Here is a 24,453-nt window from a genome sequence, read left to right as displayed (position 1 = left end):
CCAGGTGTTCGACACCGTACCCCGGGCGGTGGAGCACGGTCGGGCGTTCGCGCGAATCCTTCGGCCGAGGCACGACCGTGGACACGCGTCGGCGGCCGGGTCCCGTCGCCGTGTCGGCACCGCTGGTCGACACGGCGACAAGTCGGCATGGCGAGGGGTCGGCATGGCGAGGGGTCGGCATGGCGAGGGGTCGATACGTCACCACGCCCCTACGTCACTCCCGGCGGACGGCCACCGGGACCGCGCCCGCCGCGAACGCGGCCACGAGCAGGGTCGCGAGGAGCGCCGCCAGCCCCATGGAACCGTCGATGAGCGTGGTGAAGTTGGACAGCGCGAGGGCGGCCACGCCCACGAGCCCCACGGTGCCTAGGACCGGTGCGATCCGGGCGTGCCACCACCGCGTGTCCACCCCGGTCCGGGCGAAGAACACCACGACCGCGACGCTCACCAGCACCATGAGCGCCAGCACGCCCAGTGTCGCCATCCCGCTCATCCAGGTGAACACCTGCAGCACCGGATCGGCCCCCGCCAGCGCGAACACCGCGATCACCACGGCCGCCGCCGCGGACTGGACCAGCGAGGCCACGTGCGGAGACCCGTGTCGGGCGTGCGTTCCCGCGAGCGGTGACAGGAGGCCGCGGCCGATCGCGTACAGGTAGCGGGCGATCGTGTTGTGGAACGCCAGCAGTGCCGTGAACAGGCTCGTGAGCAGCAGGATCTCCATGGTCGCGGCCACACCCGGCCCCGCGTACAGGTGCGCCACGGAGAACACCAGGCCGTCGGTGTCGTCCAGCGCGGCGGTCCGAGCCCGGTCCGCGCCGACCCCCACGACGACGGCCCAGGACACGAGCGTGTAGAAACCGCCGATGAGCAGCACGGCCGCGTAGGTCGCGCGCGGCACGGTCCGCCCCGGATCGCGGGCCTCCTCACCGTAGATCGCCGTCGCCTCGAAACCGATGAAGCAGGCCACCGCGAACATCAGACCGATCCCGGGGGAGCCGGAGAGGAAGGCCCCGGCCGTGAACGGCTCCGCGCTCGGGCCCTCGGCCCCGCCCCGCCAGAGCACCGCGCCGATCAGGACCGCGAGGACCCCGACCTCGCACACGATCAGCACACTGAGCACGCGTGCGCCCACGTCGATGCTCCGGAAGCCGAGCACGGCGACGACGGACAGCAGGACCCCGCTCCACAGCCACCAGGGCACGTCCGGCCCGCCGTAGGCGGCGACGGTCCCGCCGAGGGCGGCCCCGGCCAATCCGTAGACCGCCGCCTGGATGGCGGTGTAGGAGAGCAGGGCCAGCCCCACGGCGCCGGCGCCGGTGACCCGGCCGAGCCCCGCGGTCACATAGGCGAAGAACGCGCCCCCGCCCGCCACATGGCGGCTCATTCCGGCGTATCCGACGCTGAACAGCAGGAGGACGACGGTCACCACGAGGTAGGACACCGGGACGCCCGCGCCGTTGCCGATCGCCATCATCACGGGCAGCGCACCGCCGATCGCGACCAGCGGGGAGGCCGCGGCGACGACGAGGAAGACGATGCCCGCGGTTCCCAGGGAGCCTCGGAGCCCCGCTGGGGGGCCGGTCTCCGGTACCGGCTCCGCGGCGCGCTCAGCCATGGCAGCGGTCCGTTCCCCCGGTGGACCCGTCGGTGTCCGGTCCCGGCGCGTGGCAGGAGCCCCCGGCCGTGGCGGGCACGTCCAGGGTCGGGTTGCGGTCGAAGAAGCCGACCGGCCGCAGTTTGAAGCCGGTGTAGTCGACCGGCATGATCGGCCAGTCCTCCGGCCGGGGCGCGTGGGTCAGGCCGAAGGTGTGCCACACGACCAGATCGCGGCCGTCCAGGTCGCGGTCGGCGGCGGCGTACGCGGGCAGGCCGGCGCCGCCCGGGTGCTGGTTGACGAAGTCGCCCGCCGGGTAGCGCTCGGCGGGGTCGTAGGCGGTCACCCACAGGTGGCGGGTGGCGAAGGCGGCGCGCGCCGCCACCGACGAGGCCGGGTCGGCGAGCAGCACCGGTTTGCCCTCGGGCTGGAGGGCGTAGCCGACCGGGCGGCCGAGCCGGTTGGGGGAGCCGGGGTTGGTGATGTGCCAGACCCGGTCGACGGAGGTGTCGGCGTCGCGCTGGGCGCGCTGTTCGGAGGCGAGCACCGTGTGCTTCTGGGTGAAGGCGTTGCCGCGCGGGTTGTCCGGGCCGATCGGGACGCGGGCGGCGTCGACCTCCACCACCTGGTTGGCGGTGCCGTCCAGGGCCATGTCGAGGCGGGCGCAGAACAGGTGCTGGTGGAAGGGCGCGCCCAGGCCCGGGGCGATCTCGCTCGCGTGGGGGTGGTCGCCGCCGGGGTGGGCGGAGGTGAACACGATGCCGGTGGCCTTGGCCTCGAACTCGATCGTGCCGTCGAGGTAGAGGTACCAGAAGAAGCCGTAGTCGTAGTTGCCGACGGTGGTGAAGAAGGAGACGACCATCCGGCGCTGGCGCCTGGTCTCGGACGATCCCGCCCACAGGTCGCTGTGCTTCCACAGCACACCGAAGTCCTCCTCGTGCATGCACACGGCGTTGGGGAGGGTCCGTGGATCGCCCCGCTCGTCGGCGATGACGGCGTCCATGTAGGTGATGTCACCGAGGCAGTCGCAGCCGAGTCTGAGGGCGTTGGCGTAGCGGCCGACCATGTACTCGCCGGTGTCGAAGTAGTTCTGCCAGGACCGCACGGGCGAGGGGTCGGCGTAGGGGACGACCATCTCGGCGATGGAGGCGCGGTGGACGATCGACCGCTCCCGTCCGCGATCGCGGTCGGCGAAGGCGATCTGGTGCAGGACCAGGCCCTCGCGGGCGTCGAAGCCGACACGCAGCGACCAGTTCTCCCAGCGGAGCACGTTGCCGTCGAGGCTGAAGCTCGGCCCTTCGGGCTGGGTGATCTCGATGGGCCGCTGGGTGGTGCGCGGCGGCCCGCTCACCTCGGGGTCCGGGTAGTCGCCGGACTCGGCGGGGATCGGGACCGGGCCGAAGTCGAGGACCCGGTCGACGGACCGGGCGAGGACGTCGACGTAGGCGACGAGGCCGTCGACGGGGTGCGCCCAGGCGTGGTCCGCCTCGTGCTCCTGGACGAAGGCGAGTCCGCGCAGGATACGGCGGCCGCGCTCCTCGGGGTACTCGTCGTCGTAGACGCCGGCGGACAGCGGCGCGACCCTGACCCTGGCCGGGTCCAGGTCGCGGGCGCGCAGGGCGGCCAGCCAGGACTCGTCGGTGGACAGGACTTCCTCCACCAGGGCGAACTCCTCGTCCAGGACGGGCAGTTGGCCGTCGGTGGAGGGGTCCAGGGGCCGGTCGGAGTCCACGCGTCCGTGGGTGAGGGACACGACGAGGTCGTGGGCGGGGCCGCCGCCGGTGTCGTGCAGCAGGACGCGCACGCGGCGGTCGACGGGTGCGCCGGGCGTGTGCGCCAGGAGGTCGGCCTTGGCCGGTTCCTCCAGGCCGAGGTAGGCGAACCGGGTGGTGTCGACGGCGTGCCCGGTCCTGGTGAGCAGCGTGCGGGCGGCGGTGATCTCGTCGTGGGTGAGGGGATCGAGGGGATGTGCCGCCGATGTGTCGGTGGTGGCCATCGGTTCCTCCGGGGGTGGGTGGGGCGGGGGCGGTCCTGGCGTGACGGGGCACGCCGTGCGAGTGGCCGGTGGTCATGGGGCGCGTGGCCCGTGACCGGTGAGCCGCGAGCGGGCCGGCGGCCGCGGGGCTCTCCGCCTCCCGCGGCCACCGTGCCGATCAGGCCAGGTGGGTCCAGATGCTCTTGACCTGGGTGAACGCCTCGATGCCGGACCAGCCCATCTCCCGGCCGAGCCCGGAGGCCTTCATGCCGCCCCAGGCCGCCGCGGCGTCCAGGAACGGCGGCATGTTGATCCACACCGTGCCGGCGCGCACCCGGGCCGCGAGGCGGTTGGCGGTGCCGATGTCGCGGGACCAGATCACCGCCGCGAGCCCGTACACGGTGTCGTTGGCGCGGGCGACGAGTTCGTCGGGGTCGTCGTAGGGGAGGACGGACAGGACCGGGCCGAAGATCTCCTCCCGTGCGATGCGCATGTCGTCGGTGACACCGGAGAAGACGGCCGGGCGCACGAAGAATCCGCGGTCGTCGTCGAGCGGGGCGCGGTCGTGCAGGTGGGCGCCGTCCTCCTGGCCGATCCGTACATAGCGCTCGGCCTGGTCGCGCTGTTCGGCGGAGACCACCGGCCCCATCTGGGTGTCGTCCGCCAGGCCGTGGCCGAGCTTCATCGACGCGGCTCCGGCCGCGAGCTTCTCCGCGAACTCGTCGTGGCGCGCGGCGTCCACGAAGAACCGCGTGTACGCGGCGCAGACCTGCCCGGCGTTGAGCAGACCGCCCATGAGGTTGCCCGCGACGGCGGCGTCGATGTCGGCGTCCGAGGCGATGATCGAGGGCGCCTTGCCGCCCAGTTCGAGCGAGACGTGCTTGAGCTCGCGGCCCGCCTGGGCGCCGATCTCCCGGCCGACCTCGGTGGATCCGGTGAAGGACACCTTGGCGACGCCGGGGTGGCGGACCAGGGCCCTGCCGACCTCCGGCCCACCGGTGACGACGTTGACGACCCCGTCGGGGATGCCGGCCTCCTTGACCAGCCCGGCCAGGCGCAGGGTGGTGAGCGGGGTCTGCTCGGCGGGCTTGACGACCACGGTGTTGCCCGTGGCCAGGGCCGGAGCGAGCTTCCACATCAGGATCATGAGGGGGAAGTTCCACGGCGTGATGAGCGCGCACACGCCGAGCGGTTCGCGGCGGGTGCGGTAGTCGACGTCCGGGATGGACAGCGGCGCGGTGACGCCGGTGATCTTGGTGACCCAGCCCGCGTAGTAGCGCAGGTGCTCGACGGCGTTGGGGACGGCGAACCCGCCGCTGACGCCGAGCGGTTGCCCCTGGTCGCTGGTCTCCAGGCGGGCGAACGCGTCGGCGTCGGTCTCCAGCAGGTCGGCGAGCCGGAGCAGGAGCTTGGCGCGGGCGGCGGGGAGCATGCCCGCCCACTCGGCGGACTCGAAGGCCCGCGCGGCGGCGGCCACGGCCGCGTTCACGTCGGCCTCGGTGCCCTCGGGCACCTCGGCCAGGACCTCGCCCGTGGCCGGGTCGAGGGTGGGGAACGTGGTCCCGTTCCCCTTGCTCCACTCGCCGTCGATCAGCATCTCGGTCCGCATCGGGGACCACCTGGCCTTTCCCTCGTCGGGGTTCATGGATGGGTGCGTGTCACGTGTGGTCGGCGAGGACGACGTCGTGCTCCGGTGGGGTGTGGGCGGACATGGCCGGTTCCCCGCCTCCCCGCGGAATTCGGCTGTGCTGCGGAACCTACGCCGGTGACGCCGGTCACTGTCGCCATCGCGCGCACGGCCGTCCGCCGATTTCCGCACGGGCCCGGTGCGGGCTCGGCGCTCCCTTGCCCGCCGATGGTGACGCGGTTAACATCCGAGAACCCGGCAGGTGGCGTACGCCCACGTCAGGCGCGCGACGTGGGGGAAGGGAGCTGGGTGTGACCACAGCAGAGGCCGTTGACCGGGTGGGTCCGAGTGACCGGGGTGCCCGAGATGACCGGAGTGGCGACGGTGGCCAGATCGGACAGGACGGCCGCAGCGGGCACACCGACCGGATCGACCACTTCGAGGCCGCCGCCTCCGGCGCCTTCGCCCCACTGCGCATGCGGACGACCGGCGACTCCCCCTTCCAGGGCGCCTTCACGTCGGCGCGCGTGGACCAGCTCGTCCTGACGCACATCACCGCGGCGCCCGTGGTCGTGCGGCGGGACGCGGACGTCATCACCTCCACCGACCCCGACCTGATCAAGGTGGCCTGGCACGGCTCGGGCCGCGCGGGGGTGGGACAGGGAGGTCGCCAGTGCCTCCTGTCCCCCGGTGACCTGGTGGTGTACGAGACGGCGCACCCGTACGAGCTGCCGTTCTGGGAGCCCTACGACACCGTGGTGGTGGGCGTGCCCAGCTCCCGGTTCGGCGCGCACGCGGACGTGCTGCGCCGGCGGGTCGCGATGCCGGTGCGTGCGGACGGCGGGCTGCGCGGGATCGTGTCGGCGATGTTCCGGGGGATGGCCTCGGGCGGTGTGGGAGACGGCGCGAGCGGGGCGGCCCAGCACCACCTGGCGTCGGCTCTGGTGTCGCTGGTGTGCGCGGCGTTCTCGGACACGGTCCCGAGCGACGACGAGGATCCGATGGGCCGGGTGCGGGCGTACTGCCTGGCCAACCTGGGTGACCCGGGCCTGTCGGTGGAGTCGGTGGCGGCGGCGCACGGGATGTCGACCCGGTACCTGTACAAGCTGTGCCGGGCCGGAGGTTTCACGCTCGCCCGATGGGTCAGGTCGGAGCGGCTGGCGCGGATCCGCCGCGACCTCGCGGACCCGGTGCTCGCCGAGCGGCCGACGGCGGTGATCGCGGCGCGGTGGGGTGTGCTCGACACGGGGCACCTGGGTCGGATGCTGCGCGCGGAGTTCGGTGTGACGGCGCGGGAGATCAGAGCCGGGGCCGGGCGGGCCTGAGGGCCTGGGGGCCTGGGGGCCTGGGGGCGGATCCTCGGAGACGGAGAAACGGCAGGTCGATGCGGGTGTGCCCCCGCATGCCCTATTTACTGAACGATCGGTCTGTAATACTGTTCCCAGCAGAGTCGCAGCCGGAGGAGAGGACCGCCAGGTGTCCGCAGTACTGGAGAGCTACGCGCAGGGATCATGGTTCACCCCGTCGGACGAGGGCACGCCGCTCGCCGACGCCAACACCGGCGAGACCGTCGCCCTGTTCTCGCGGAAGGGCCCCGACGTCTCCGCGATGGTGGAGTACGCGCGGACCGTGGGCGGGCCCGCGGTGCGGGCGCTGACCTTCCACCAGAGGGCCAACCTCCTCAAGGAGGTGGCCAAGCACCTCATGGGGTACAAGGACGAGTTCTACGCGCTCTCCCACCGGACCGGCGCCACCGCGCGCGACACGATGGTCGACGTCGACGGCGGCTTCGGCACGCTGTTCGGCTTCTCCAGCAAGGGGCGCCGCGAGCTGCCCAACTCCACCGTGATCCTGGACGGACCGTCCGAGCCGCTGGGCAAGGGGGGCACATTCGTCGCCCAGCACGTGTACACGTCCCGTCCGGGCGTGGCCGTGCAGATCAACGCCTTCAACTTCCCCGTCTGGGGGATGCTGGAGAAGCTCGCGCCCGCCTTCATCGCGGGCCTGCCGAGCATCGTCAAGCCCGCGCCGCAGACCGCCTACCTCACGGCCGCGGTCGTGCGGCGGATCATCGAGTCGGGCCTGCTCCCGGAGGGCTCGCTCCAGTTGCTCAGCGCCGGCCACGAGGGGCTGGTCGACGCGCTGGGGCCACAGGACATCCTGTCCTTCACCGGTTCGGCGGCCACCGGGGCGATCCTGCGCAACCACCCGAACGTGGTCAGCGGCGGTGTGCAGCTCAACGTCGAGGCGGACTCGCTCAACTGCTCGGTCCTGGGGCCGGACGTGGCGGTCGAGGACCCGGAGTTCGACCTGTACGTCAAGCAGGTCGTCACGGAGATGACCGTCAAGGCCGGGCAGAAGTGCACCGCCATCCGCCGGATCCTGGTGCCCGAGTCGATGGCCGGGGCCGTCACCGAGGCGCTGACCGACCGGCTGTCCAAGATCGTGGTGGGGGCGGCGGACCAGGCGGACACCCGGATGGGACCGCTGGTCTCCCTCGCCCAGCGCGACGAGGTGCGCAGGTCGGTCAAGGCACTGCGCACGTCGTGCGAGCTGGTCCACGGCGATCTCGACCAGGTGGAGGTGGCCGGCGCCGACGCCGAGTCGGGCGCGTTCATGTCGCCGATCCTGCTGCGGGCGGAGGCCGGTGCCGCCGAGCCGCACGAGGTGGAGGCGTTCGGACCGGTCGCCACGGTCATCACCTACGGGTCGGTGGCCGAGGCCGTGGAACTGGCGGCGCGCGGCCGGGGCAGCCTGGTGGGGTCGCTGGTCACCCGCGACGAGGACGTGGCCCGCGAGGTCGTGCTCGGCCTGGCGCCGTGGCACGGCCGGATCCTGGTGCTCAACCGGGAGGACGCCAAGGAGTCGACCGGGCACGGCTCCCCGCTGCCGGTGCTGGTGCACGGCGGTCCGGGGCGCGCGGGCGGCGGCGAGGAGATGGGCGGTGTGCGCGGCGTCAAGCACCACATGCAGCGCACGGCCGTGCAGGGGACGCCGGACATGCTCACGGCGGTCACCGGACAGTGGACCACCGGGTCGCGGCGGTCGGTCGGCGACGTCCACCCCTTCCGCAAGAACCTGGCGGAGCTGCGGATCGGCGACACGATCGAGTCGGCGGAGCGCACGGTGACCCGGGCCGACATCGATCACTTCGCGGAGTTCACCGGGGACACGTTCTACGCGCACACCGACGAGGAGGCCGCCGCCGCCAACCCGCTGTTCGGCGGGGTCGTGGCGCACGGGTACCTGGTGGTGTCGCTCGCGGCGGGGCTGTTCGTGGACCCGGCGCCGGGGCCGGTGCTGGCCAACTTCGGCGTGGACCACCTGCGGTTCCTCACGCCGGTGAAGGAGGGGGCGACGATCCGAGTGACGCTGACCGCCAAGCAGATCACGCCGCGCACGAACGCCGAGTACGGCGAGGTGCGCTGGGACGCGCTCGTCACCGACCAGGACGGCGAGCCGGTGGCCACGTACGACGTGCTCACGCTGGTCGCCAAGGGCGAGGAGTAGGCAGGGAGGCGAGTCGATGGGCCGACACGTCGGCCTGTCGACAACTCCGCCACCGGATGCGCAGGACCGGAGTGGACGTCGAACTGGCCAACCACCCCATCGACGACGGGCTCGCACGCGCCGAACAGGTCCGGAACGACTCCGGCGGAGACCACCCCCTTCGTGCTGGGCCGACGGGGAACGGACCGGTTCATGGCCGTGCTGGACCTCATGCTGCGCGGCTGGGCCGCCGACGCCGAGGCCCGGCAGGGCCGGGAGTAGCCGAGCCCGCCCCGCCTGCCGGTCGTCGGCGATTCAACACGGCTGCGAGCGTGGCCGGGGGCCGTGCTCGACCTCACGTCACGTTGGGTTCGCAGCCCGGCAGTGGGTTGACGATCACCAGGACGTTAGTCGAACGCGCCGCCGGGCTGGTGGCCGGTTACCCGCCGCTGCCGACTTCGATCGGCGAGGCGGTCGGAGACGGTGACGCCCCGCCGGACCCCGGTCCGCTCCGGGTCCAGGCCGCGGTGCGGTTCACTCCGGCGGGGTCAGGTGCCCCCGCAGCCAGGTGCGCGCGGCGGCGCCGAACTCCTGCGCCACCCGGGTCCGGGGCGCGAGCGACTCGAAGGCGTGCGGGGCACCGGGCACCACGAGCAGCGTGGTGTCCACCCCCGCGCCGGTCAGCGCCTCGGCGTAGGCGCGGTCCTCCTCGTAGAACAGCTCGATGTCGCCCGTGCCGATCCACGTCGGCGGCATTCCGTCCAGGTCCGTCCGGCGGCCCGGAGCGGCGTAGGGCGGCATGTGCGGCGTGCCGGGCTCGGTGCCCAGGTACGCGCTCCAGCCGACCCGGTTGGAGCGGTTGTTCCACAGGAAGTGGTCGACCGCGTCGAGTTCGCGGCGGGCGGCCGTGCGGTCGTCGAGCATCGGGCAGAACAGCCACTGCGCGACCGGTTGGACGCCCGAGTGGTCGTGGATCCGCTGAACGAGTCCCGCCGCGAGTCCGCCGCCGGCGCTCTGGCCGCCGACCGCGATCCGGTGCGGATCGGCACCCCGCTCCGCCGCGTGGTCCAGCAGCCACGACCACACCCGGAAGCAGTCGTCCAGCGGCACGGGGAAGGGGTGCTCGGGCGCGAGGCGGTACTCGACCGAGACCACCACGATGTCCAGGTCGACGGCCGTGTCGACGCAGGACGCGTGGTCCTGCGCCGCGGTGCCGATGACCATGCCGCCGCCGTGGATCCACAGCAGCGCCCCGCCGGAGCCGCCGCTCCCGGGCGTGAAGACGTGCGCGCCGACCCCGGGCGCGAGGGCGACGTACTCGTGGGTGAGTCCGTCGCGGAGTCTGGGCCGTGGCAGCAGCCGTGTGCCCAGCCGTACGAGGCTTCGCTGCCAGCCCCGGGCGATCGGCGGGTTCGGTACGCGCCGGAAGGCCGACCGCAGTTCCGGGTGCAGCGCTGAGGCGTCCATGCGGGTTCTCTCCAGGTCCTCAGGCGTGAGCGGACAGCGCGCCGGTCCGCACGGCGGCGACGGCTCCGCCGTCGACGGGCAGGTCGGTACCGGTGACGAGGGACGACCCGGGCGAGAGCAGGAACGCGGCGGCCTCCGCGACACCGCCGAGCGTGCCGAGCAGCCCTTCGTCGAGGTCGGACGGGACGACGGTGGAACCGGGACCCTGGCGGCGGGCGATCGCCTCGCCCGTCCCTCCGGCGCCGATGACCATGAGCACACGCTGTCCTGACATGGGCCGCTCCCCTGGCGCAGAAAATCGAGACGTATCGTCTCGAAAATAGCACCCTACCTTGGCTAGGGTGGTCCCGTGAATCGACGGGGGCCGGGACGGGCGCGCAGCGAGCAGGCGAGGGCGGCGATCCTCGACGCGGCGCTGACCCTGCTCTCCGAACACGGGTACGGCGGCCTGTCGGTCGAGCGGATCGCCGAGCGCGCCGGGGTCGGCAAGCAGACCATCTACCGCTGGTGGCCGTCCAAGAGCGCGATCCTCGCCGAGTGCGTGCTCGACGGGGACGGTGCGGGACTCGTCCTGCCCCTGCCCGGCAGCGGCGACATCCGCGCCGACCTGGCGGCCTGGTTGGCGACCGCCGCCCGCTACCTCGACGACCCCGCCCGGCTGGGGCTGGCCCGCGGACTGGCCGCTGCCGCCGCCGAGGACGAACGCGTGGGCACCGCGCTCTACACGCGACTCACCCTGGCGGCGCGGTCGGCGCTGGAGGCACGGTTCGCGGACGCGATCGCGTCCGGACAGCTCCGGGACGGGCTCGACGCCGCCCTCGTCGCCGACGCCCTGCTCGGCACGGTGATGTACCGCATCCTCACCGGCGACGCGACTCGCGCGCCCCGGCTGGACGACCTGGTCGCGCTGATCGACTGACCCGGCCCTCGCGCGGGCACCCCGGGTTCAGGACGCCCCCGACCGCCGCAGTCCGCGCAGGAGCAGCGCGATCAGCCGGCGGGGGTCGTAGTCGGGGTCGCTCTCACGCCCGACGCAGAGGTTGCCGATGCCGCGCATCAGTTCGAACGCGCGGATGTCGGACCTGATCTCCCCGGACTCGACGGCGGCGTCGAGCAACTGACCGCAGACGGGCACCAGGCGGTCGAGGAAGTAGGCGTGCAGCGCGTCGAACCCGCCGCCGCCCGACTGCATGGCGTGCGCGAGGCCGTGCTTGGTGACCAGGAAGTCGACGAAGAGGTCGACCCACCGCCGAAGCGCCTCGAACGGTGACTCCGCCTCCGCCAGCAGGCGCGGGCCCGCTTCGGCGCAGGCCTCGACCTGGTGCCGGTAGACGGCGATGACCAGATCCGAGCGCGTCGGGAAGTGCCGGTAGATCGTCCCCATGCCGACTCCGGCCTCGGCCGCGATCGCGCGGATGGGCGCGTCCACCCCGGACGCGACGAACACCTTGGCCGCGGCGGTCAGCAGCGCCTGCTGGTTGCGCCGCGCGTCCGCCCTCTTGCCGCGGGACGGCGTCTCCCCGGACTCACCTGTCGTGGCCACCGCGCTCTCCTTCCGATGCTCGTTGACAAAACGGAGCAGTGCTCCGTATATTAATCGGAACGGCGCTCCGCTTGCAGTCTAGCCGAGCCCGACACGCCTGCCCGCCTCGCCCCGCCGCCGACCCGTGCGGCCGCGGCCGAGGCCGTCGAAGGGACACACACCCCATGAACGCACCCACGCGCCCGACCGGGACACGCGTCGCGCCCGCTCCCGCCCTCTCGGTCGGCCCGGTGGTCCTGCCGACCCCCGACCGCGCGGTCGACCTGCGGGTACGGGTCTCCGCGCCCGTGAGCGGCGACGACCTACCGGTCATCCTGCTCTCGCACGGTCAGGGCTTCTCGAACCACCTCTCCTCGCTGCACGGCTACGCGCCGCTCGCCGACTTCTGGGCGGCGCACGGCTTCGTCGTGGTCCAACCGACCCACCTGAGTTCGCGCACGCTGAACCTGGAGACCGGCGCACCGGACGCGCCGATGCACTGGCGCTCGCGGGCCGAGGACATGACGCGCGTCCTCGACCGGTTCGACGAGATCGAGGCCGCCGTCCCCGGCCTCGGCGGGCGCGTGGACCGCGGCCGGGTCGCCGTGGCCGGGCACTCGATGGGCGGGCACACCGCGAGCCTGCTGCTGGGCGCGCGGCTCACCGACCCGGTCGACGGCACGGTGGTGGACCTGGCCGACTCCCGGATCAGCGCGGGTGTCCTGCTGGCCGCGCCCGGCCGGGGCGGCGACGCCCTCACCGGGTTCGTGCGGGAGAACTACGGGTTCCTGGCGACCACGGACTTCTCCACGATGACGACACCCGCGCTCGTGGTCGCCGGGGACAAGGACTCCTCCGAGCACCTGACGGTCGACGGCCCGGAGTGGCACGCCGACCCGTACCGCCTGGCTCCGGGCCGCAAGGCGCTGCTGACCCTGTTCGGCGCGGAGCACGGTCTCGGCGGCGTCTCCGGATACGACGTCGCCGAGACCACGGACGAGAGCCCCGAGCGGGTCTCCGCGGTCCAGCGGCTCACGTCGGCCTACCTCCGCACCGAGTTCGACCCCGACGACCCGGCCTGGCGGGACGCGTGCGCGCAGCTCACCACGGGCCCCGACGCGATCGGACGGGTCGAGGCCAAGGAGTCCGGGACCGGCACCCCGTAGGGACGTCCGGGTCGGCGATCCGGGCCGGTCACGGGAAACGCCGTGGCCGAGGGGATCCCGGGCGTGGCAGGGTGGTGCGATGACCGAGGCGACCGAGGTGACCGCACTGGAAGACCGCTTCGTCGTCGCCCCGGTGGACGCCCCGGGACGCTGGGTCGTGCACAGGCCGGTCGACCCCGAGGGCGACGGCTACACGCACACCGTGGAAGTCGAACTCAGCGATGACGGGATCAGCGCCCGAGGGCGGTCCGCGTTCGAGGGCCGGACCCCGGAGAACCTGCGGGACTTCCTCGTCGCGCTGGCGGAGGACTGGCGGGGCTGGCCGGGGACCCGGTCCTGGACCTCCCTGGAGCGGGAGATGACCGTGGAGGCGCACCACAATGGCCGGAGCCAGGTGAGCCTGGCCATCACCCTGCGCCGGGCCGATCTGCACCACACCTCCGACGCGTGGTCGGCGCGGGTCGTCGTCACCGTGGAGGCGGGTGAGGAGCTGCGCCGGATCGCCGACGCGGCTGACCGCCTCCTGCGCCCCTAGAAGCCCGGAGGCGTCGAGTGTCGGAACGGCTTGTCGACACGGCGACAGGGCGACAGGGCGACAGGGCGACACGGCGTGCGAGGGTCCCCGACCGGTCGGGGGCCCGAGCGCTTCTCAGTCGGCCGGGTCAGACGAGGGGGGCGCCCATGGCGTGGTAGCCGCCGTCGACGTGCAGGACCGTGCCGGTGATCGCCCGCGCGGCCGGGGACATCAGGAACAGCGCCGGTCCGGCGACGACCGTGGCGTCCTTGGTGTCCCAGCCCAGCGGGGCGTGGTCGCCCCAGGAGTCGGAGATCTGCGCGAACCCGGGGATCGAACCGCCCGCCAGGGACTTGATCGGGCCGGCGGCGATCGCGTTGACGCGGATGCCCTCGGCGCCCAGGTCGCGGGCCAGGTACTTGGTGGAGTTCTCCAGGACGGCCTTGGCCGAGCCCATCCAGTCGTAGACCGGCCAGGCGACGCTGGCGTCGAAGGTCAGCGAGACCACCCCGGCGCCGTGCGGCGCCGCGCCGAGCAGGCTCCGGAAGCCGACGGTGAGGGCCTTGAGCGAGTACCCGGACACGTGCACGGCGGTGGCGACGTCGGCCCACTCGGTGTCGAGGAAGTTGCCGCCCAGCGCCTTCTCGGGCGCGAACGCGATGGCGTGCAGGATCCCGTCCACGTGGTCCCAGTGCTCGCCGACGGCCGCGGCGGTCGCGGCGATCTGCTCCGGGTCGGTGACGTCCATGGGCAGGACGGCGACGGGCTCCTTCGGCAGGCGCTTGGCGATCCGCTCGCAGATCGAGAACTGCCGTCCCGGCGGGTTGGTGACGATCACCTCGTGGCCCTGGTTCATGGCCTCCTCCGCGATCGCGTACGCGATGGAGGACTGGGTGGTGATGCCGGTGATGAGCAGGTTCAAAGCGCCCCCTGGTGGATTCTTCGCTCGCTCAGGCAAGCTATCGACAACCGGGCGGATCCACCGCTGTGGAGTGTCACAAGAAATCCGTGCGGACTTTGAACCGGCCCCGGGGGCCCGGGGTCAGTGCCGCGCGGTCGCGGTGCTGCCGTCGACCAGCGCGGTGACGGCCCCGCGCAGGCGGTCGGAGGCGTCGGGGGCGTCGGGCCCGGCGTCGGCCGACAGCACGACGTGGTGCAGGAGGCCGACGAGTGCGAGGGCCAGCGCCGCAGGGTCGGCGGTCGCGGCGACCCGGCCGAGTCCGCGTTCGTCCGCGAGGTAGGCCGCGACGGCCGCCTCGATCGCGTCGAAGCCGGCGGTGCCCGCTCCGAGGACCGCGTGAACGCCGCCCGCCAGGTCCGGTCGCGCGACGAGCAGGCGGGCCCACGGGCGGACGGTCTCCAGCGGCGTCGCCAGGACCGCGTCGCACAGGTTCCGGGTGACGCTCCCCTCGCCCGCGCGGCCGGACAGGGCCGAGGCCCCGGACGAGACCAGGAAGGCGCGGTCGACGGCGTAGGCGGCCAGGAAGTCGTCGAGGTCGGAGAAGTGCGCGTAGAGCAGTCCGGTCGCGACCCCGGCCTCGACCGTGACGGCGCGACCGCTCAGCCGACCGGGTCCGTCGCGGCCGATCACCCGCTCGACGGCGGAGAACAGGTGCTGCCGGACCTCCGGAATGGCGACGCCTCTGGGCATGCCGTCGATTCTACGCGGCTCGCCGGAGCACCGGCCGACGTCGCCGTCGCCCGTGGTTGCGCGGAGTATGAACAAACGCTCATACTCTGGTTTGAGCATGTGTTCATTCTGAGGCGGACCGAGGAGCGGCGATGGCGGAGGACCGGGGCGGGGCACAGGAGGCCGGCGGCGGACGGACGCGGCGGGTGGTCGTCGTGGGCGCGGGCATCGCCGGTCTGGCGACCGCGCTGCGGCTGCGCCGGGACGGGTGGGACGTGCTCGTGGTCGAGCGCGCCCCGGGTCGCCGCAGCGACGGCTACATGGTGAACCTGCTCGGGCGGGGCTACGACGCCGCGGAGCGGCTGGGCGTGCTCTCCGCACTGGCCGAGGCGGACCTGGGCTGGTTCACCTCGATCCTGGTCAGAGCCGACGGGAGCCGGAAGTTCACCGTGCCGCCCGCGATCGCCCGGGCCGCGGTCGGCGGCCGGGCGCTGACCGTGTTCCGCGGCGATCTGGAGTCGGCGCTGTTCGAGGCGGTGCGCGGGAGGGTCGCGTTCCGCTTCGGTACCACCGTGCGCGGCGTGGCCCAGGATCGCGACGGTGTGGACGTCGAGCTGAGCGACGGCACCCGCGAGCGCGCCGACCTCCTGGTCGGCGCCGACGGGCTGCACTCCGGTGTCCGCGCGACGGTGTTCGGGCCGGAGCAGGACGTCCGGGTGGACATGCGCCACATGGTCGGGGCGTTCCCGCTCGCCCGCACCCCGGAGGACGTGCCGGAGGGGGCGGGCACCACGTTCATCGGCCCGGGGCGCACGGCGGCGGTGGTCAACCTGGGCCCGGGCAGGTCCTCGGTGTTCTTCACCTACCGCTGCGACGATCCGGAGGCCGAGCTGGCCCGGGGGCCGGTCGACGCGCTGACCACGGCCTTCGGGGACCTGGGCGGAGGTGTGCCCGACGGTTTGCGCGCGCTGGCGGGCGCCCCGGAGGCGGCCTACTTCGACTCCGTCAGCCAGATCGCGATGGAGGGGTGGAGCCGCGGCCGGGTCGTGCTCGTCGGGGACGCGGCCTGGTGCGTCACGCTGTTCGCCGGGTACGGCGCGGCGCTGGCGCTCGACGGGGCCGACCGGCTCGGCGACGCCCTGGGGGAGCGGGACGCGGACGTCCCGGCCGCCCTGGCGGACTGGGAGGCGGTGCTCCGGCCCGAGGTCGACCGGCGGCAGGCCCTGGCGCGCAAGGGCATGGCGCAGTTCGTCCCGCCCGGCCGGGCCCACGTGTGGGCGCGCGACCTGGTGATGCGGGCCGTTCTACTGCCGGGCGTGCGCGGCCTGGTGGTCCGCTCGATCCGGCGCGCGAACCGGAGTCCCGCCGACCGGTAGCCGGCGGAGGGCGAAGGTGAGCGCCCCGGGGTGCCGACTCCCCGGGGCGCCCGGTCGGTGCCGCCGACGCGTGGCCGGCGGCTACAGGTCGGCGATCGCGGCGGCCGGGTCCTCCATGGCGTCGGCGACCACGCGCATGAAGCCCGCCGCCGCTCCGCCGTCGCACACCCGGTGGTCGAACGCGAACGACAGCTGGGTGATCTTGCGGGCGACCACCTCGCCGTCCACGATCCACGGCCGGTCGAGGATCCGGCCGAGGCCGAGGATGGCGACCTGCGGATGGTTGATGATGGCGGCGCTGCCGTCCACCCGGAGCGAGCCGTAGTTGTTGAGGGTGAACGTGCCGGCGTTCATCTGGGCGGGGGAGACGGTCCCCTCGCGTGCCTGGCGGGTCAGCTCGCGGATCCGCGCGTCGAGCGCGCGGGTGGTGAGCTCGTGCGCGCCCATGACGGCGGGGGCGACCAGGCCCCGGTCGGTCTGGACGGCCAGTCCGAGGTTGATCCCGTCGTACTGGACCAGTTCGCCGCGCTCGGTGTCGACCAGGCCGTTGAGTTCGGGGAAGGCGCGCAGACCCGCGACCACGAACCGGGCCACGTAGGCGAGCAGGCCCGGACCGTCGGGGTCGGACCGGCGGAGCCGGACGAGGTCGGTGGCGTCGACGTCGACCCAGACGGTGGCCTCGGGGATCTCGCGGCGGCTGCGGGACAGCGAGGCGGCGACGGCCTTGCGGAAGCCGTTCATCGGGGTCCGCGACGCCTCCGCCAGACCGGTACGCGCGTCGGTGGCCGCCTCGGCTCCCGCGGTCGCCGAGGTCGCCGCGTCGGACGTCTCCGGTGCCCGGGGCGGCGTGGCCGCGTCGGCGCGGGCGGACTCCACGGCGGCGCGGACGTCGCGGCGGGTGATGAGTCCGCCGGGTCCGCTGCCGGGGACGTCGGCGATGCGCAGTCCGGCCTCCCGCGCCATCTGGCGCACCAAGGGGGAGGTCACCAGCGGCACCCGCCTCGTTCCGGACGACCCCGCCGCGGGCGAGTCTGTGCCCGAACCGGTCGCGGGCACGGCTGCGCCGACCCCGGCCGCGGGCACGGACGGCTGGGCGCCGCGCGCGGGGGGACGGGTGCGGGGCCTGCGGCGGCGCCCGGTGGCCTGGGTGTCAGGCGTGCCGTACCCGATGAGGACGTTGCCGGACCCGGTTCCGGCCCTTTCCTCCTCGCGGTAGCGCTCGGCCTCCGGCGACACCGCCGGGGCCGCGTTCCGCGCGGTGTCCGCGGGTTCGTCGGCGGCGACGCTGATCAGCGGGCGGCCGACCGCCATCACCTCGCCCTCGTCGCCGTGCAGCTCACTCACGGTGCCCGCGAACGGCGACGGCACCTCCACGACCGACTTGGCGGTCTCCACCTCCACGACCGGCTGGTCCACGGCCACGGTGTCCCCGACCGCGACGAGCCACCGGACCACCTCGGCCTCGGTCAGGCCCTCGCCTAGGTCGGGGAGGTCGAAGGTCTGCGTGCTCACTGGTCCTCCCACTGCAGGTCGTCGACGGCGTCCAGGACGCGGTCCACGCTGGGCAGCTGGAAGCGCTCCAGCTTGGGCGGGGGGTAGGGGATGTCGAACCCGGTGACGCGCCGGATGGGCGCGGCCAGGGAGTGGAAGCAGCGCTCGGTCACCCTGGCCACGATCTCCGAGGCGACGCCGGCGTATCCGCTCGCCTCCGCGATGACCACCGCGCGGCCGGTCGAGCGGACGGCGGCGCACACGGTCTCGTCGTCGAAGGGCACGAGCGAGCGCACGTCGACCACCTGGAGGCTGCGGCCCTCCTGGGCGGCGGCCTCGGCCGCCTCCAGGGCGGTGGGCACGGACGGGCCGTAGGCGAGGAGGGTCGCGTCGGTACCCTCGCGGCGGACGACCGCGCGCCCGATGCCGGGCCGGGGCGCGGTGAGGTCGACCTCCTCCTTGGCCCAGTACAGCTTCTTCGGTTCGAGGAAGACGACCGGGTCGGGGGAGGCGATGGCGTCGCGCAGCAGGGCGTAGGCGTCGGCGGCGGAGGACGGAGCGACGACGGTCAGGCCGGGGGTGTGCGCGTAGTAGGCCTCGGAGGAGTCGCAGTGGTGCTCCACACCGCCGATGCCGCCCGCGTAGGGGACCCGGATGACCATCGGCAGCCCGACCCGGCCGCGGGTGCGGTTCCTGGTCTTGGCGACGTGGCTGACGATCTGCTCGAAGGCCGGGTAGGCGAACGCGTCGAACTGCATCTCGACGACGGGCCGCATGCCGTTCATCGCCATGCCCACGGCCATGCCCACGATGCCGGACTCGGCGAGGGGGGTGTCGAAGCAGCGCTGTTCGCCGAACTCGGCGGTCAGGCCGTCGGTGATCCGGAAGACCCCGCCGAGGGGTCCGACGTCCTCACCGAAGACGTAGACGGTCTCGTCCTCGGCCATGGCGTCGCGCAGCGCCCGGTTGAGGGCCTGGGCCATGGAGAGCTTGGTGGGGTCCGTCGTCATCTCAGTGGCCCTCTCTGCTCAGTTCGTCGGCCAGGAAGGCGGCCTGCTCGGCCAGCTGCGGGGTGGGTTCGGCGAACACGTGGGCGAACAGCTCGGCGGGGTCCGGTTCGGTGTCGCGGGACAGCCCTTCGCGCATGGCGGTGGCCACGGCCTCCGCCTCCTCGGCGATGCGCTCCTTGCGGGCCTTGGTGAGCAGGCGCCTGCGCTTGAGGTAGGCCTCCATGCGCACGATGGGGTCGCGGGCCACCCACGGCTCGACCTCGTCGTCCGTGCGGTAGCGGGAGGCGTCGTCGGCGTTGGTGTGCGCCTGCACGCGGTAGGTGTGCGCCTCCACCAGGCTCGGCCCCTTCCCTGAGCGGGCGTCGGCCACGGCCCGGTCGAGGACGGCGAGCACGGCCGCGGCGTCGTTGCCGTCCACGCGTTCGCCCGGAACCCCGTAGCCGACGCCCTTGTGGGCCAGGGAGGGGGCGGCGCTCTGCTTGGCGAGGGGGACGGAGATCGCGTACTCGTTGTTCTGCACGAAGAACACGACGGGCGCCTGGAGGACGGCGGCGAAGTTGAGCGCCTCGTGGAAGTCGCCCTCACTGGTGGCGCCGTCGCCGCACAGGGCCATGACGACGGTGTCCTCGCCCCGTAGGCGGGCGGCGTGCGCGACGCCGACGGCGTGCAGGAGCTGGGTGGCCAGCGGGGTGGCCTGGGGTGCGACGCGGTGGGCGTAGGGGTCGTAGCCGGAATGCCAGTCGCCCTTGAGCAGCGTGAGCACCTGGACCGGGTCGACGCCGCGCGCGATGACGGCGGCGGTGTCGCGGTAGGTGGGGAAGAGCCAGTCGCCGTCGGCGAGCGCGAGGGCGGCCCCGCTCTGGCAGGCCTCCTGCCCGTGGGAGGAGGGGTAGACGGCCAGGCGCCCCTGGCGGACGAGGGCTCCGGCCTGGTCGTTGACCCTGCGACCGGTCACCAGGGAGGCGTAGGCGGCCAGCAGCCGGTCGTTGTCGGGGAACGGCAACGGCGGGTCGGCGACTGGTCTCCCGGTTTCGTCGAGCAGCTGGACCGGCTGCTCCGAGGGGAGCAGTTCCTGGTCACCGGCCATGCTTCTACCTCCTGTACGGCGGAGAGATGTACAGGAACATGGTGCTGTTTGTTGCCATATGTTCGCTAGTGGGAGGTAAAAGTTAAGATTATGTCGGTTCACACCCCCTGATTTCGGACCAACCGTCCAGTGCCGTGACGCGGAACACTCGCCCGGGTGGACAAGTGGTCCACGTCACCGGCACGCCGCCCGGGACGGCGTTGGACGTGGGGACGCGCGACGCGGGTCGGGGCGGACACCGACACGTGCCGGGGGACCGCGGACCCGTCCGGGTGCGGGAAGGGGGCGCACATAGCATGAGTCGGTGCCCGCGCGCCGCCACCTGCGACGAGACCGACGGGGGCACACACCACACCACCGGAGGGGGACCGCGTGAGCGACGAGCGCGAGAATCTGAGCTACGAACTGTTCGGCACCGCGATGCGGGACCTGGCCACGGCGATCGCCGACGACGGGTTCGAGCCGGACATGATCCTCTCGATCGCCCGCGGCGGCCTGTTCGTGGCCGGCGGTCTGGGGTACGCGCTCGACGTCAAGAACCTGCACGTGATGAACGTGGAGTTCTACACGGGTGTCGGCACCACGCTGGACATGCCCGTCATGCTGCCGCCCGTACCCAACGTGGTGGACCTGAGCAGCAAGAAGGTCCTGGTCGCCGACGACGTCGCCGACACCGGCAAGACCCTCAAGCTCGTCCACGACTTCTGTGCCGAGCACGTGGCCGAGGTCCGCAGCGCGGTCATCTACGAGAAGCCGCAGTCGCTGGTCAAGTGCGAGTACGTCTGGAAGCACACCGACCAGTGGATCAACTTCCCGTGGTCCGTCCTGCCGCCCGTCGTCACGCGCCCGGACCAGGTCCGCGACGCCTGACGGGGCGTGGCCGCGACCTTCGACGGGGTGGGGCCGCGACGCCCGGCGGGGCGGGTCAGACGCGCTCGACGGTGAGGGCACCGACGAAGGCGTCGACCTCGTCCGCGTTGGCCCCGTAGTCGGAGGTCCGGCAGACGGGCGCCATGATCAGCTCCACGTCCTCGAACCACTGGGCGGCCAGGAGCATGGTGTAGTCGGCGCCGTCGTTGCCGGTGTAGCTCAGTTCGTCGGCCTCGAACTCGGCGGTCCCGCCGCCGAAGTCACCGACCTCCACGGCCGGCTGCGGGACGGCGGCCACCGTGCCGACCTCGCCCTCCAGTGTCGAGATGAATCCGTCGAGGGTGTCGCGCGGCTCGCCGCCTTGAGCGGACCCGTCGGCGCGGTTCTGGTACAGCGTGACCTGGCACGAGCTGGAGCCGTGCGTGAACTGGTGGACGCCGTTCTGGTCGAAGGCCGCCATCGTCCACCCCTCCAGCACCGGCGCGCCCCAACTGGCCATCCCGAACCGGGAGTTGTCCTCGGGTGCGTCGGGCGCCCCCTCGTCGCGCGGGGTCTCCTCGGTCTCCGGGGACTCCTCGGCCTGGTCGACGGCGGCGGTGGGGGTCTGTGTCGCGGGGGCGGGCGCGGAGTCCGACCGGTCGGGGAAGCCGGGCACGCAGGCGGTCGTGGTCAGGGCGAGGGCGAGCGCCCCGGCGCCGCTCGTCCACAGGGAGATGTGCGTCCTTGTCGTCATGTCTCCATGCTGGGACAGCCGCCGGCGGAGCGGCTGAGTAGCGGTACTCAGCCGCGTGGCCGCACCCGGCCCGAACCGACACCGCCCGCGGCGCATCCGGCACGACGGAACCGGGGCGGTTGCCCGCCCCGCGTCAGCCCAGAGCGCCCCAGGGGCGGTGCCGACACCCGGCTTCGAGGCACCCCTGTGGAGGGTGTGACTTGTAGATGTAGGTCGTGAAGTCCATGACCGCCATGTCGAGGGTGTCCCGACCGACCTCGTCGTGCGTCATGAGCACCCAGTCCACGCCGTATCTGCGCTCGACGCCGTTGATCGTCCAGGGCCAGTGGTTCTGGCTCCACACCTGATCGCCGACCGTCACCTTCTTGCCGTCCCTGGTGCGGAATCGCTGGGGCATCGCTCACCTCTCGGATTCGACCGTCGCCGGACATCGCACCACAGGGGGCGCCCCGGAGCCAGTGGCCTTCCTGTCCGGAACCGGACAGCGCACTGTGGTCAGGGCCGATCCGAAGCACCCGGACGACCCGCGGCCTGTGGACGACCGCGGACGGGCCCCGGCCCCGGCACGCCCCTGCCCGGTAGCGTCTAGATTGTCGGTGGTTCCCCCCAGACTCCCGACGGCCCCCGTACCCCCAAGGACATCACCCGCCGTGCAGCCGCTCACCCCCGACGACCCGACCGCGGTCGGACCCTTCCGCCTCCTGACACGCCTCGGTGCCGGGGGGATGGGCCAGGTCTACCTCGGCCGCGACGCCTCCGGGGCGACCGCCGCCGTCAAGGTCGTCCGCGCCGACATCGCCGACGACCCCCGGTTCCGTGCCCGGTTCGCACGCGAGGTCCGCACGGCGCAGAAGGTACGCGGGCCCTTCACGCCCGCCGTCATGGCCGCTGATCCGGACGCCCCGGTCCCGTGGATGGCCACCGCGTACGTGCCCGGCCCCACGCTCAAGCAGGCCGTCGCCGATGACGGGCCGCTCCCGCCGCGCTCCCTGACGGTCCTGGCGATCGGGCTGGCCCGTGCCCTGCGGTCCATCCACGAGGCGGGCCTCATGCACCGCGACCTCAAGCCCGGGAACGTGCTGCTGTCGCCGAGCGGGCCCCAGGTCATCGACTTCGGCATCGCCCGAGCGGTGGAGGGCACGGTCCTGACCCGCGAGGGCGAGGCGTTCGGCACTCCCTCCTACGCGGCGCCGGAGCAGATCATGGGGCAGGAGACCTCGCCCAGGAGCGACGTGTTCTCCCTGGCCGGGGTCGTGGTCTTCGCCGCGACCGGCCAGGGGGCGTTCGGCCGCGGACCGGCCGAGGCGGTCATGACGCGCGTGCTGTCGGAGGAGCCCCGGCTGTCCGAGGTCCCCGGCGGGCCGCTGCGCGACCTCCTGGCCCGGTGTCTGAACCGGGACCCCGCGCGGCGCCCGGACGCCGAGGACCTCGTGCGCGCGCTCTCGGAGCTGCCGCTCCCCTCGGCCGAGGAGGGGTGGCTGCCGGCGTCGGTCACCCAGGCCATCCAGGTGCGGGACGGCGAACTGCGCGCCGTCATCGCCGCCCCGCCGCGGCAGCTCCCCGAGCCCTCCGCCGACGCCACCGGCCCGCACCAGCCGCCCCGGCACCCGGCGGGTCCGACCCACCCCGCGCCCGCGCCACAACCGGGGCGACCGCAACAACCGCCGCCGCCATCGCACCCGGCCGGCGCGACGGACACGACGGACGCGACCGGCCGAACCTCCCCGCACCCGCCCGGCCCCGGACGACGCCGCCGCACACGCCGACTCCTCGCCGCCGGCGCCGGGGCACTCGCCCTCGTCACGGCCGCCGCGGTCACCGCCGTCGTCCTGGCCGACCGCTCCGGCGGCGGGCCGGACGCGGCCGTCGACCCCTCTCCCTCCGCGTCCCCATCGGCCGCCGACGCGTCCGACGCCGAGGAGGGCACCGGCACCGACGCCCTCACCGGCGACGTCCGGGCACTGACGTTCGTCCCCTCCGGCCTGCTCGTGACCACGACCGACACCGTCACCCTGTGGGACTGGGAGACGGGCGAGCTGCTGAGCGACTTCGGCCCCGCCGTGGGAGACGTCGCGGTGGGCGCGTCGGGCACGGGAGCCACCACCGCCCGCGGCGGCATCGCGCTCTGGAGCACCGAGGACCCCGACGAGACCGCCTTCCTCCGCCCCGAGGACGACCAGGTCAGCGTCGGCCCGCTGGACGTGTCGGCGGACGGTGCGCGAGTCGCGGCCTCCACCCGGGCGCCCGACGGCGACAACGACTCGGCGCACACCGTCCGGATCCAGGACACCGGCACCGGCGCGTCCGTCGCCGAGTTCGAGCACGACCGCAGGCCCGACGTCCTGCGGTTCAGCCCCGACGGGGCGTACCTCGTCCTGATCGACCAGTACGCCGGCACGACCATCCTGCTGGACGCGGAGACCCTGGAACCGGTGCGCACCTTCGAGTACTCGCGCGAGGCCGACCAGACCGGCGTCCTCCTCAGCTCCCCCGAGGTCGCCTTCCACCCCGCCGAGCCGTGGTTCGCCCTCACCGCCGACCGCTACACCGTCCACCTCTACGACCTCGCCACCCAGGAACTCCTGCGGACCTTCCAACGGCCCCAGGACACCGAGCACAGCGTCCGCGTGGACACGCTCGCCTTCTCCGCGGACGGTTCCACCCTGATGAGCGGCGAGGGGTACGAGCAGCCCACGGCCGGCGACGGCAGCGGATTCGCCTGGGACACCGACAGCGGGGAACTCGTCGCCGACAGCCGGTCCAACCTCTTCCACGTGCTCGCCGCCGGGCCGGAGGGCGACGTCGTCGCGACCGTCCAGTGGCCGGGGGAGGAGACCGTCCTGTTCCTGGATCCGGACACGTTCGACATCATCGGCGATCTGAGCTGACCGAAAGGCGC

At 73.3% G+C, this 24,453-nt stretch carries 21 protein-coding genes; 8 read left to right on the top strand and 13 right to left on the bottom strand.

Annotated elements, in window-relative coordinates; all coding sequences use genetic code 11:
* Positions 1–214: 214 nt before the first annotated feature.
* The 3 genes from HNR10_RS15745 to HNR10_RS15735 form a co-directional block, all read right to left on the bottom strand.
* Positions 215–1,618 (bottom strand): APC family permease, encoded by a 1,404-nt coding sequence (locus HNR10_RS15745; protein WP_179824352.1) that lies wholly within the window; start codon positions 1,616–1,618, stop codon positions 215–217.
* Positions 1,611–3,593 carry a primary-amine oxidase gene (locus tag HNR10_RS15740; RefSeq protein WP_179824350.1) on the bottom strand — a complete coding sequence of 661 codons (1,983 nt, stop codon included), beginning with the start codon at positions 3,591–3,593 and terminating at the stop codon, positions 1,611–1,613. Before HNR10_RS15740 ends, HNR10_RS15745 begins: the two co-directional genes overlap by 8 nt.
* Positions 3,594–3,750: 157 nt before the next feature.
* Positions 3,751–5,181 carry an aldehyde dehydrogenase family protein gene (locus tag HNR10_RS15735; RefSeq protein ID WP_179824348.1) on the bottom strand — a complete coding sequence of 477 codons (1,431 nt, stop codon included), beginning with the start codon at positions 5,179–5,181 and terminating at the stop codon, positions 3,751–3,753.
* A gap of 329 nt (positions 5,182–5,510) precedes the next feature.
* Here HNR10_RS15735 and HNR10_RS15730 point away from each other — a divergent pair, with 329 nt between their 5' ends.
* Positions 5,511–6,524, top strand: a complete 1,014-nt coding sequence (locus HNR10_RS15730) for an AraC-like ligand-binding domain-containing protein (protein WP_179824345.1) — start codon at positions 5,511–5,513, stop codon at positions 6,522–6,524.
* Between the two features lie 151 nt (positions 6,525–6,675).
* Positions 6,676–8,709, top strand: a complete 2,034-nt coding sequence (gene paaZ, locus HNR10_RS15725; protein WP_179824344.1) for a phenylacetic acid degradation bifunctional protein PaaZ — start codon at positions 6,676–6,678, stop codon at positions 8,707–8,709.
* A 513-nt stretch (positions 8,710–9,222) separates the two neighbouring features.
* Here paaZ and HNR10_RS15720 read toward each other — a convergent pair.
* Together HNR10_RS15720 and HNR10_RS15715 are read right to left on the bottom strand one after the other, a co-directional pair.
* Positions 9,223–10,155, bottom strand: a complete 933-nt coding sequence (locus HNR10_RS15720) for an alpha/beta hydrolase (protein WP_179824342.1) — start codon at positions 10,153–10,155, stop codon at positions 9,223–9,225.
* A 19-nt stretch (positions 10,156–10,174) separates the two neighbouring features.
* Positions 10,175–10,429, bottom strand: coding sequence for an SDR family oxidoreductase (locus tag HNR10_RS15715; RefSeq protein ID WP_179824341.1), 255 nt, complete (start codon positions 10,427–10,429; stop codon positions 10,175–10,177).
* 75 nt (positions 10,430–10,504) lie between these two features.
* On the opposite strand from HNR10_RS15715, the gene HNR10_RS32000 reads away from it, so the two are divergent.
* Positions 10,505–11,074: a TetR/AcrR family transcriptional regulator gene (locus HNR10_RS32000; protein ID WP_179824340.1), complete on the top strand. Its 570-nt coding sequence runs from the start codon at positions 10,505–10,507 to the stop codon at positions 11,072–11,074.
* A 27-nt stretch (positions 11,075–11,101) separates the two neighbouring features.
* Here the strand turns inward: HNR10_RS32000 and HNR10_RS15705 are convergent, their stop codons facing one another.
* A complete protein-coding gene (locus HNR10_RS15705) occupies positions 11,102–11,698 on the bottom strand; it encodes a TetR/AcrR family transcriptional regulator (RefSeq protein ID WP_179824339.1) in 597 nt (198 codons plus the stop codon).
* A 164-nt stretch (positions 11,699–11,862) separates the two neighbouring features.
* Here HNR10_RS15705 and HNR10_RS15700 point away from each other — a divergent pair, with 164 nt between their 5' ends.
* Both HNR10_RS15700 and HNR10_RS15695 read left to right on the top strand, forming a co-directional pair.
* Entirely contained in the window at positions 11,863–12,843 is a 981-nt protein-coding gene (locus HNR10_RS15700; RefSeq protein WP_179824338.1) for an alpha/beta hydrolase family protein, read from the top strand.
* 79 nt (positions 12,844–12,922) lie between these two features.
* Complete coding sequence (locus HNR10_RS15695) at positions 12,923–13,378, top strand: DUF6228 family protein (RefSeq protein WP_179824337.1); 456 nt, start codon at positions 12,923–12,925, stop codon at positions 13,376–13,378.
* Between the two features lie 127 nt (positions 13,379–13,505).
* On the opposite strand, the gene fabI is transcribed toward HNR10_RS15695, so the two are convergent.
* Both fabI and HNR10_RS15685 read right to left on the bottom strand, forming a co-directional pair.
* Positions 13,506–14,279: an enoyl-ACP reductase FabI gene (gene fabI / locus HNR10_RS15690; RefSeq protein WP_179824336.1), complete on the bottom strand. Its 774-nt coding sequence runs from the start codon at positions 14,277–14,279 to the stop codon at positions 13,506–13,508.
* A 120-nt stretch (positions 14,280–14,399) separates the two neighbouring features.
* Positions 14,400–15,008: a TetR family transcriptional regulator gene (locus HNR10_RS15685; RefSeq protein WP_179824334.1), complete on the bottom strand. Its 609-nt coding sequence runs from the start codon at positions 15,006–15,008 to the stop codon at positions 14,400–14,402.
* A gap of 131 nt (positions 15,009–15,139) precedes the next feature.
* Here HNR10_RS15685 and HNR10_RS15680 point away from each other — a divergent pair, with 131 nt between their 5' ends.
* Entirely contained in the window at positions 15,140–16,363 is a 1,224-nt protein-coding gene (locus HNR10_RS15680; protein WP_179824332.1) for an FAD-dependent oxidoreductase, read from the top strand.
* A gap of 81 nt (positions 16,364–16,444) precedes the next feature.
* Here the strand turns inward: HNR10_RS15680 and HNR10_RS15675 are convergent, their stop codons facing one another.
* Genes HNR10_RS15675 through pdhA form a run of 3 tightly spaced genes read right to left on the bottom strand, consistent with a single transcriptional unit; the run spans position 16,445 to position 19,951 of the window.
* On the bottom strand, positions 16,445–17,875 hold the full coding sequence (locus HNR10_RS15675; protein ID WP_179824330.1) for a dihydrolipoamide acetyltransferase family protein: 1,431 nt from the start codon (positions 17,873–17,875) through the stop codon (positions 16,445–16,447).
* The gene (locus HNR10_RS15670) at positions 17,872–18,864 is read right to left on the bottom strand and encodes an alpha-ketoacid dehydrogenase subunit beta (protein WP_179824328.1); all 993 of its coding nucleotides are present in this window, start codon (positions 18,862–18,864) and stop codon (positions 17,872–17,874) included. The genes HNR10_RS15675 and HNR10_RS15670 overlap by 4 nt, the downstream gene beginning before the upstream one ends.
* Before the next feature lies 1 nt (position 18,865).
* Complete coding sequence (pdhA, locus tag HNR10_RS15665; protein WP_179824326.1) at positions 18,866–19,951, bottom strand: pyruvate dehydrogenase (acetyl-transferring) E1 component subunit alpha; 1,086 nt, start codon at positions 19,949–19,951, stop codon at positions 18,866–18,868.
* A 372-nt stretch (positions 19,952–20,323) separates the two neighbouring features.
* Here pdhA and HNR10_RS15660 point away from each other — a divergent pair, with 372 nt between their 5' ends.
* The gene (locus tag HNR10_RS15660) at positions 20,324–20,821 is read left to right on the top strand and encodes a phosphoribosyltransferase (protein ID WP_179824324.1); all 498 of its coding nucleotides are present in this window, start codon (positions 20,324–20,326) and stop codon (positions 20,819–20,821) included.
* 55 nt (positions 20,822–20,876) lie between these two features.
* Here HNR10_RS15660 and HNR10_RS15655 read toward each other — a convergent pair whose 3' ends face one another.
* Both HNR10_RS15655 and HNR10_RS15650 read right to left on the bottom strand, forming a co-directional pair.
* On the bottom strand, positions 20,877–21,554 hold the full coding sequence (locus HNR10_RS15655) for a hypothetical protein (protein ID WP_179824322.1): 678 nt from the start codon (positions 21,552–21,554) through the stop codon (positions 20,877–20,879).
* Between the two features lie 133 nt (positions 21,555–21,687).
* Complete coding sequence (locus HNR10_RS15650; RefSeq protein WP_179824320.1) at positions 21,688–21,951, bottom strand: hypothetical protein; 264 nt, start codon at positions 21,949–21,951, stop codon at positions 21,688–21,690.
* 253 nt (positions 21,952–22,204) lie between these two features.
* Between HNR10_RS15650 and HNR10_RS30785 the strand changes: the two genes are divergently transcribed.
* A complete protein-coding gene (locus tag HNR10_RS30785; RefSeq protein ID WP_312889283.1) occupies positions 22,205–24,442 on the top strand; it encodes a WD40 repeat domain-containing serine/threonine protein kinase in 2,238 nt (745 codons plus the stop codon).
* Positions 24,443–24,453: the final 11 nt, after the last annotated feature.

This window comes from Nocardiopsis aegyptia (genome assembly GCF_013410755.1).
Taxonomy (GTDB): domain Bacteria; phylum Actinomycetota; class Actinomycetes; order Streptosporangiales; family Streptosporangiaceae; genus Nocardiopsis; species Nocardiopsis aegyptia.
The sequence above is the reverse complement of the archived record's forward strand: the minus strand, read 5'-3'. Positions and strand labels throughout refer to the sequence as shown.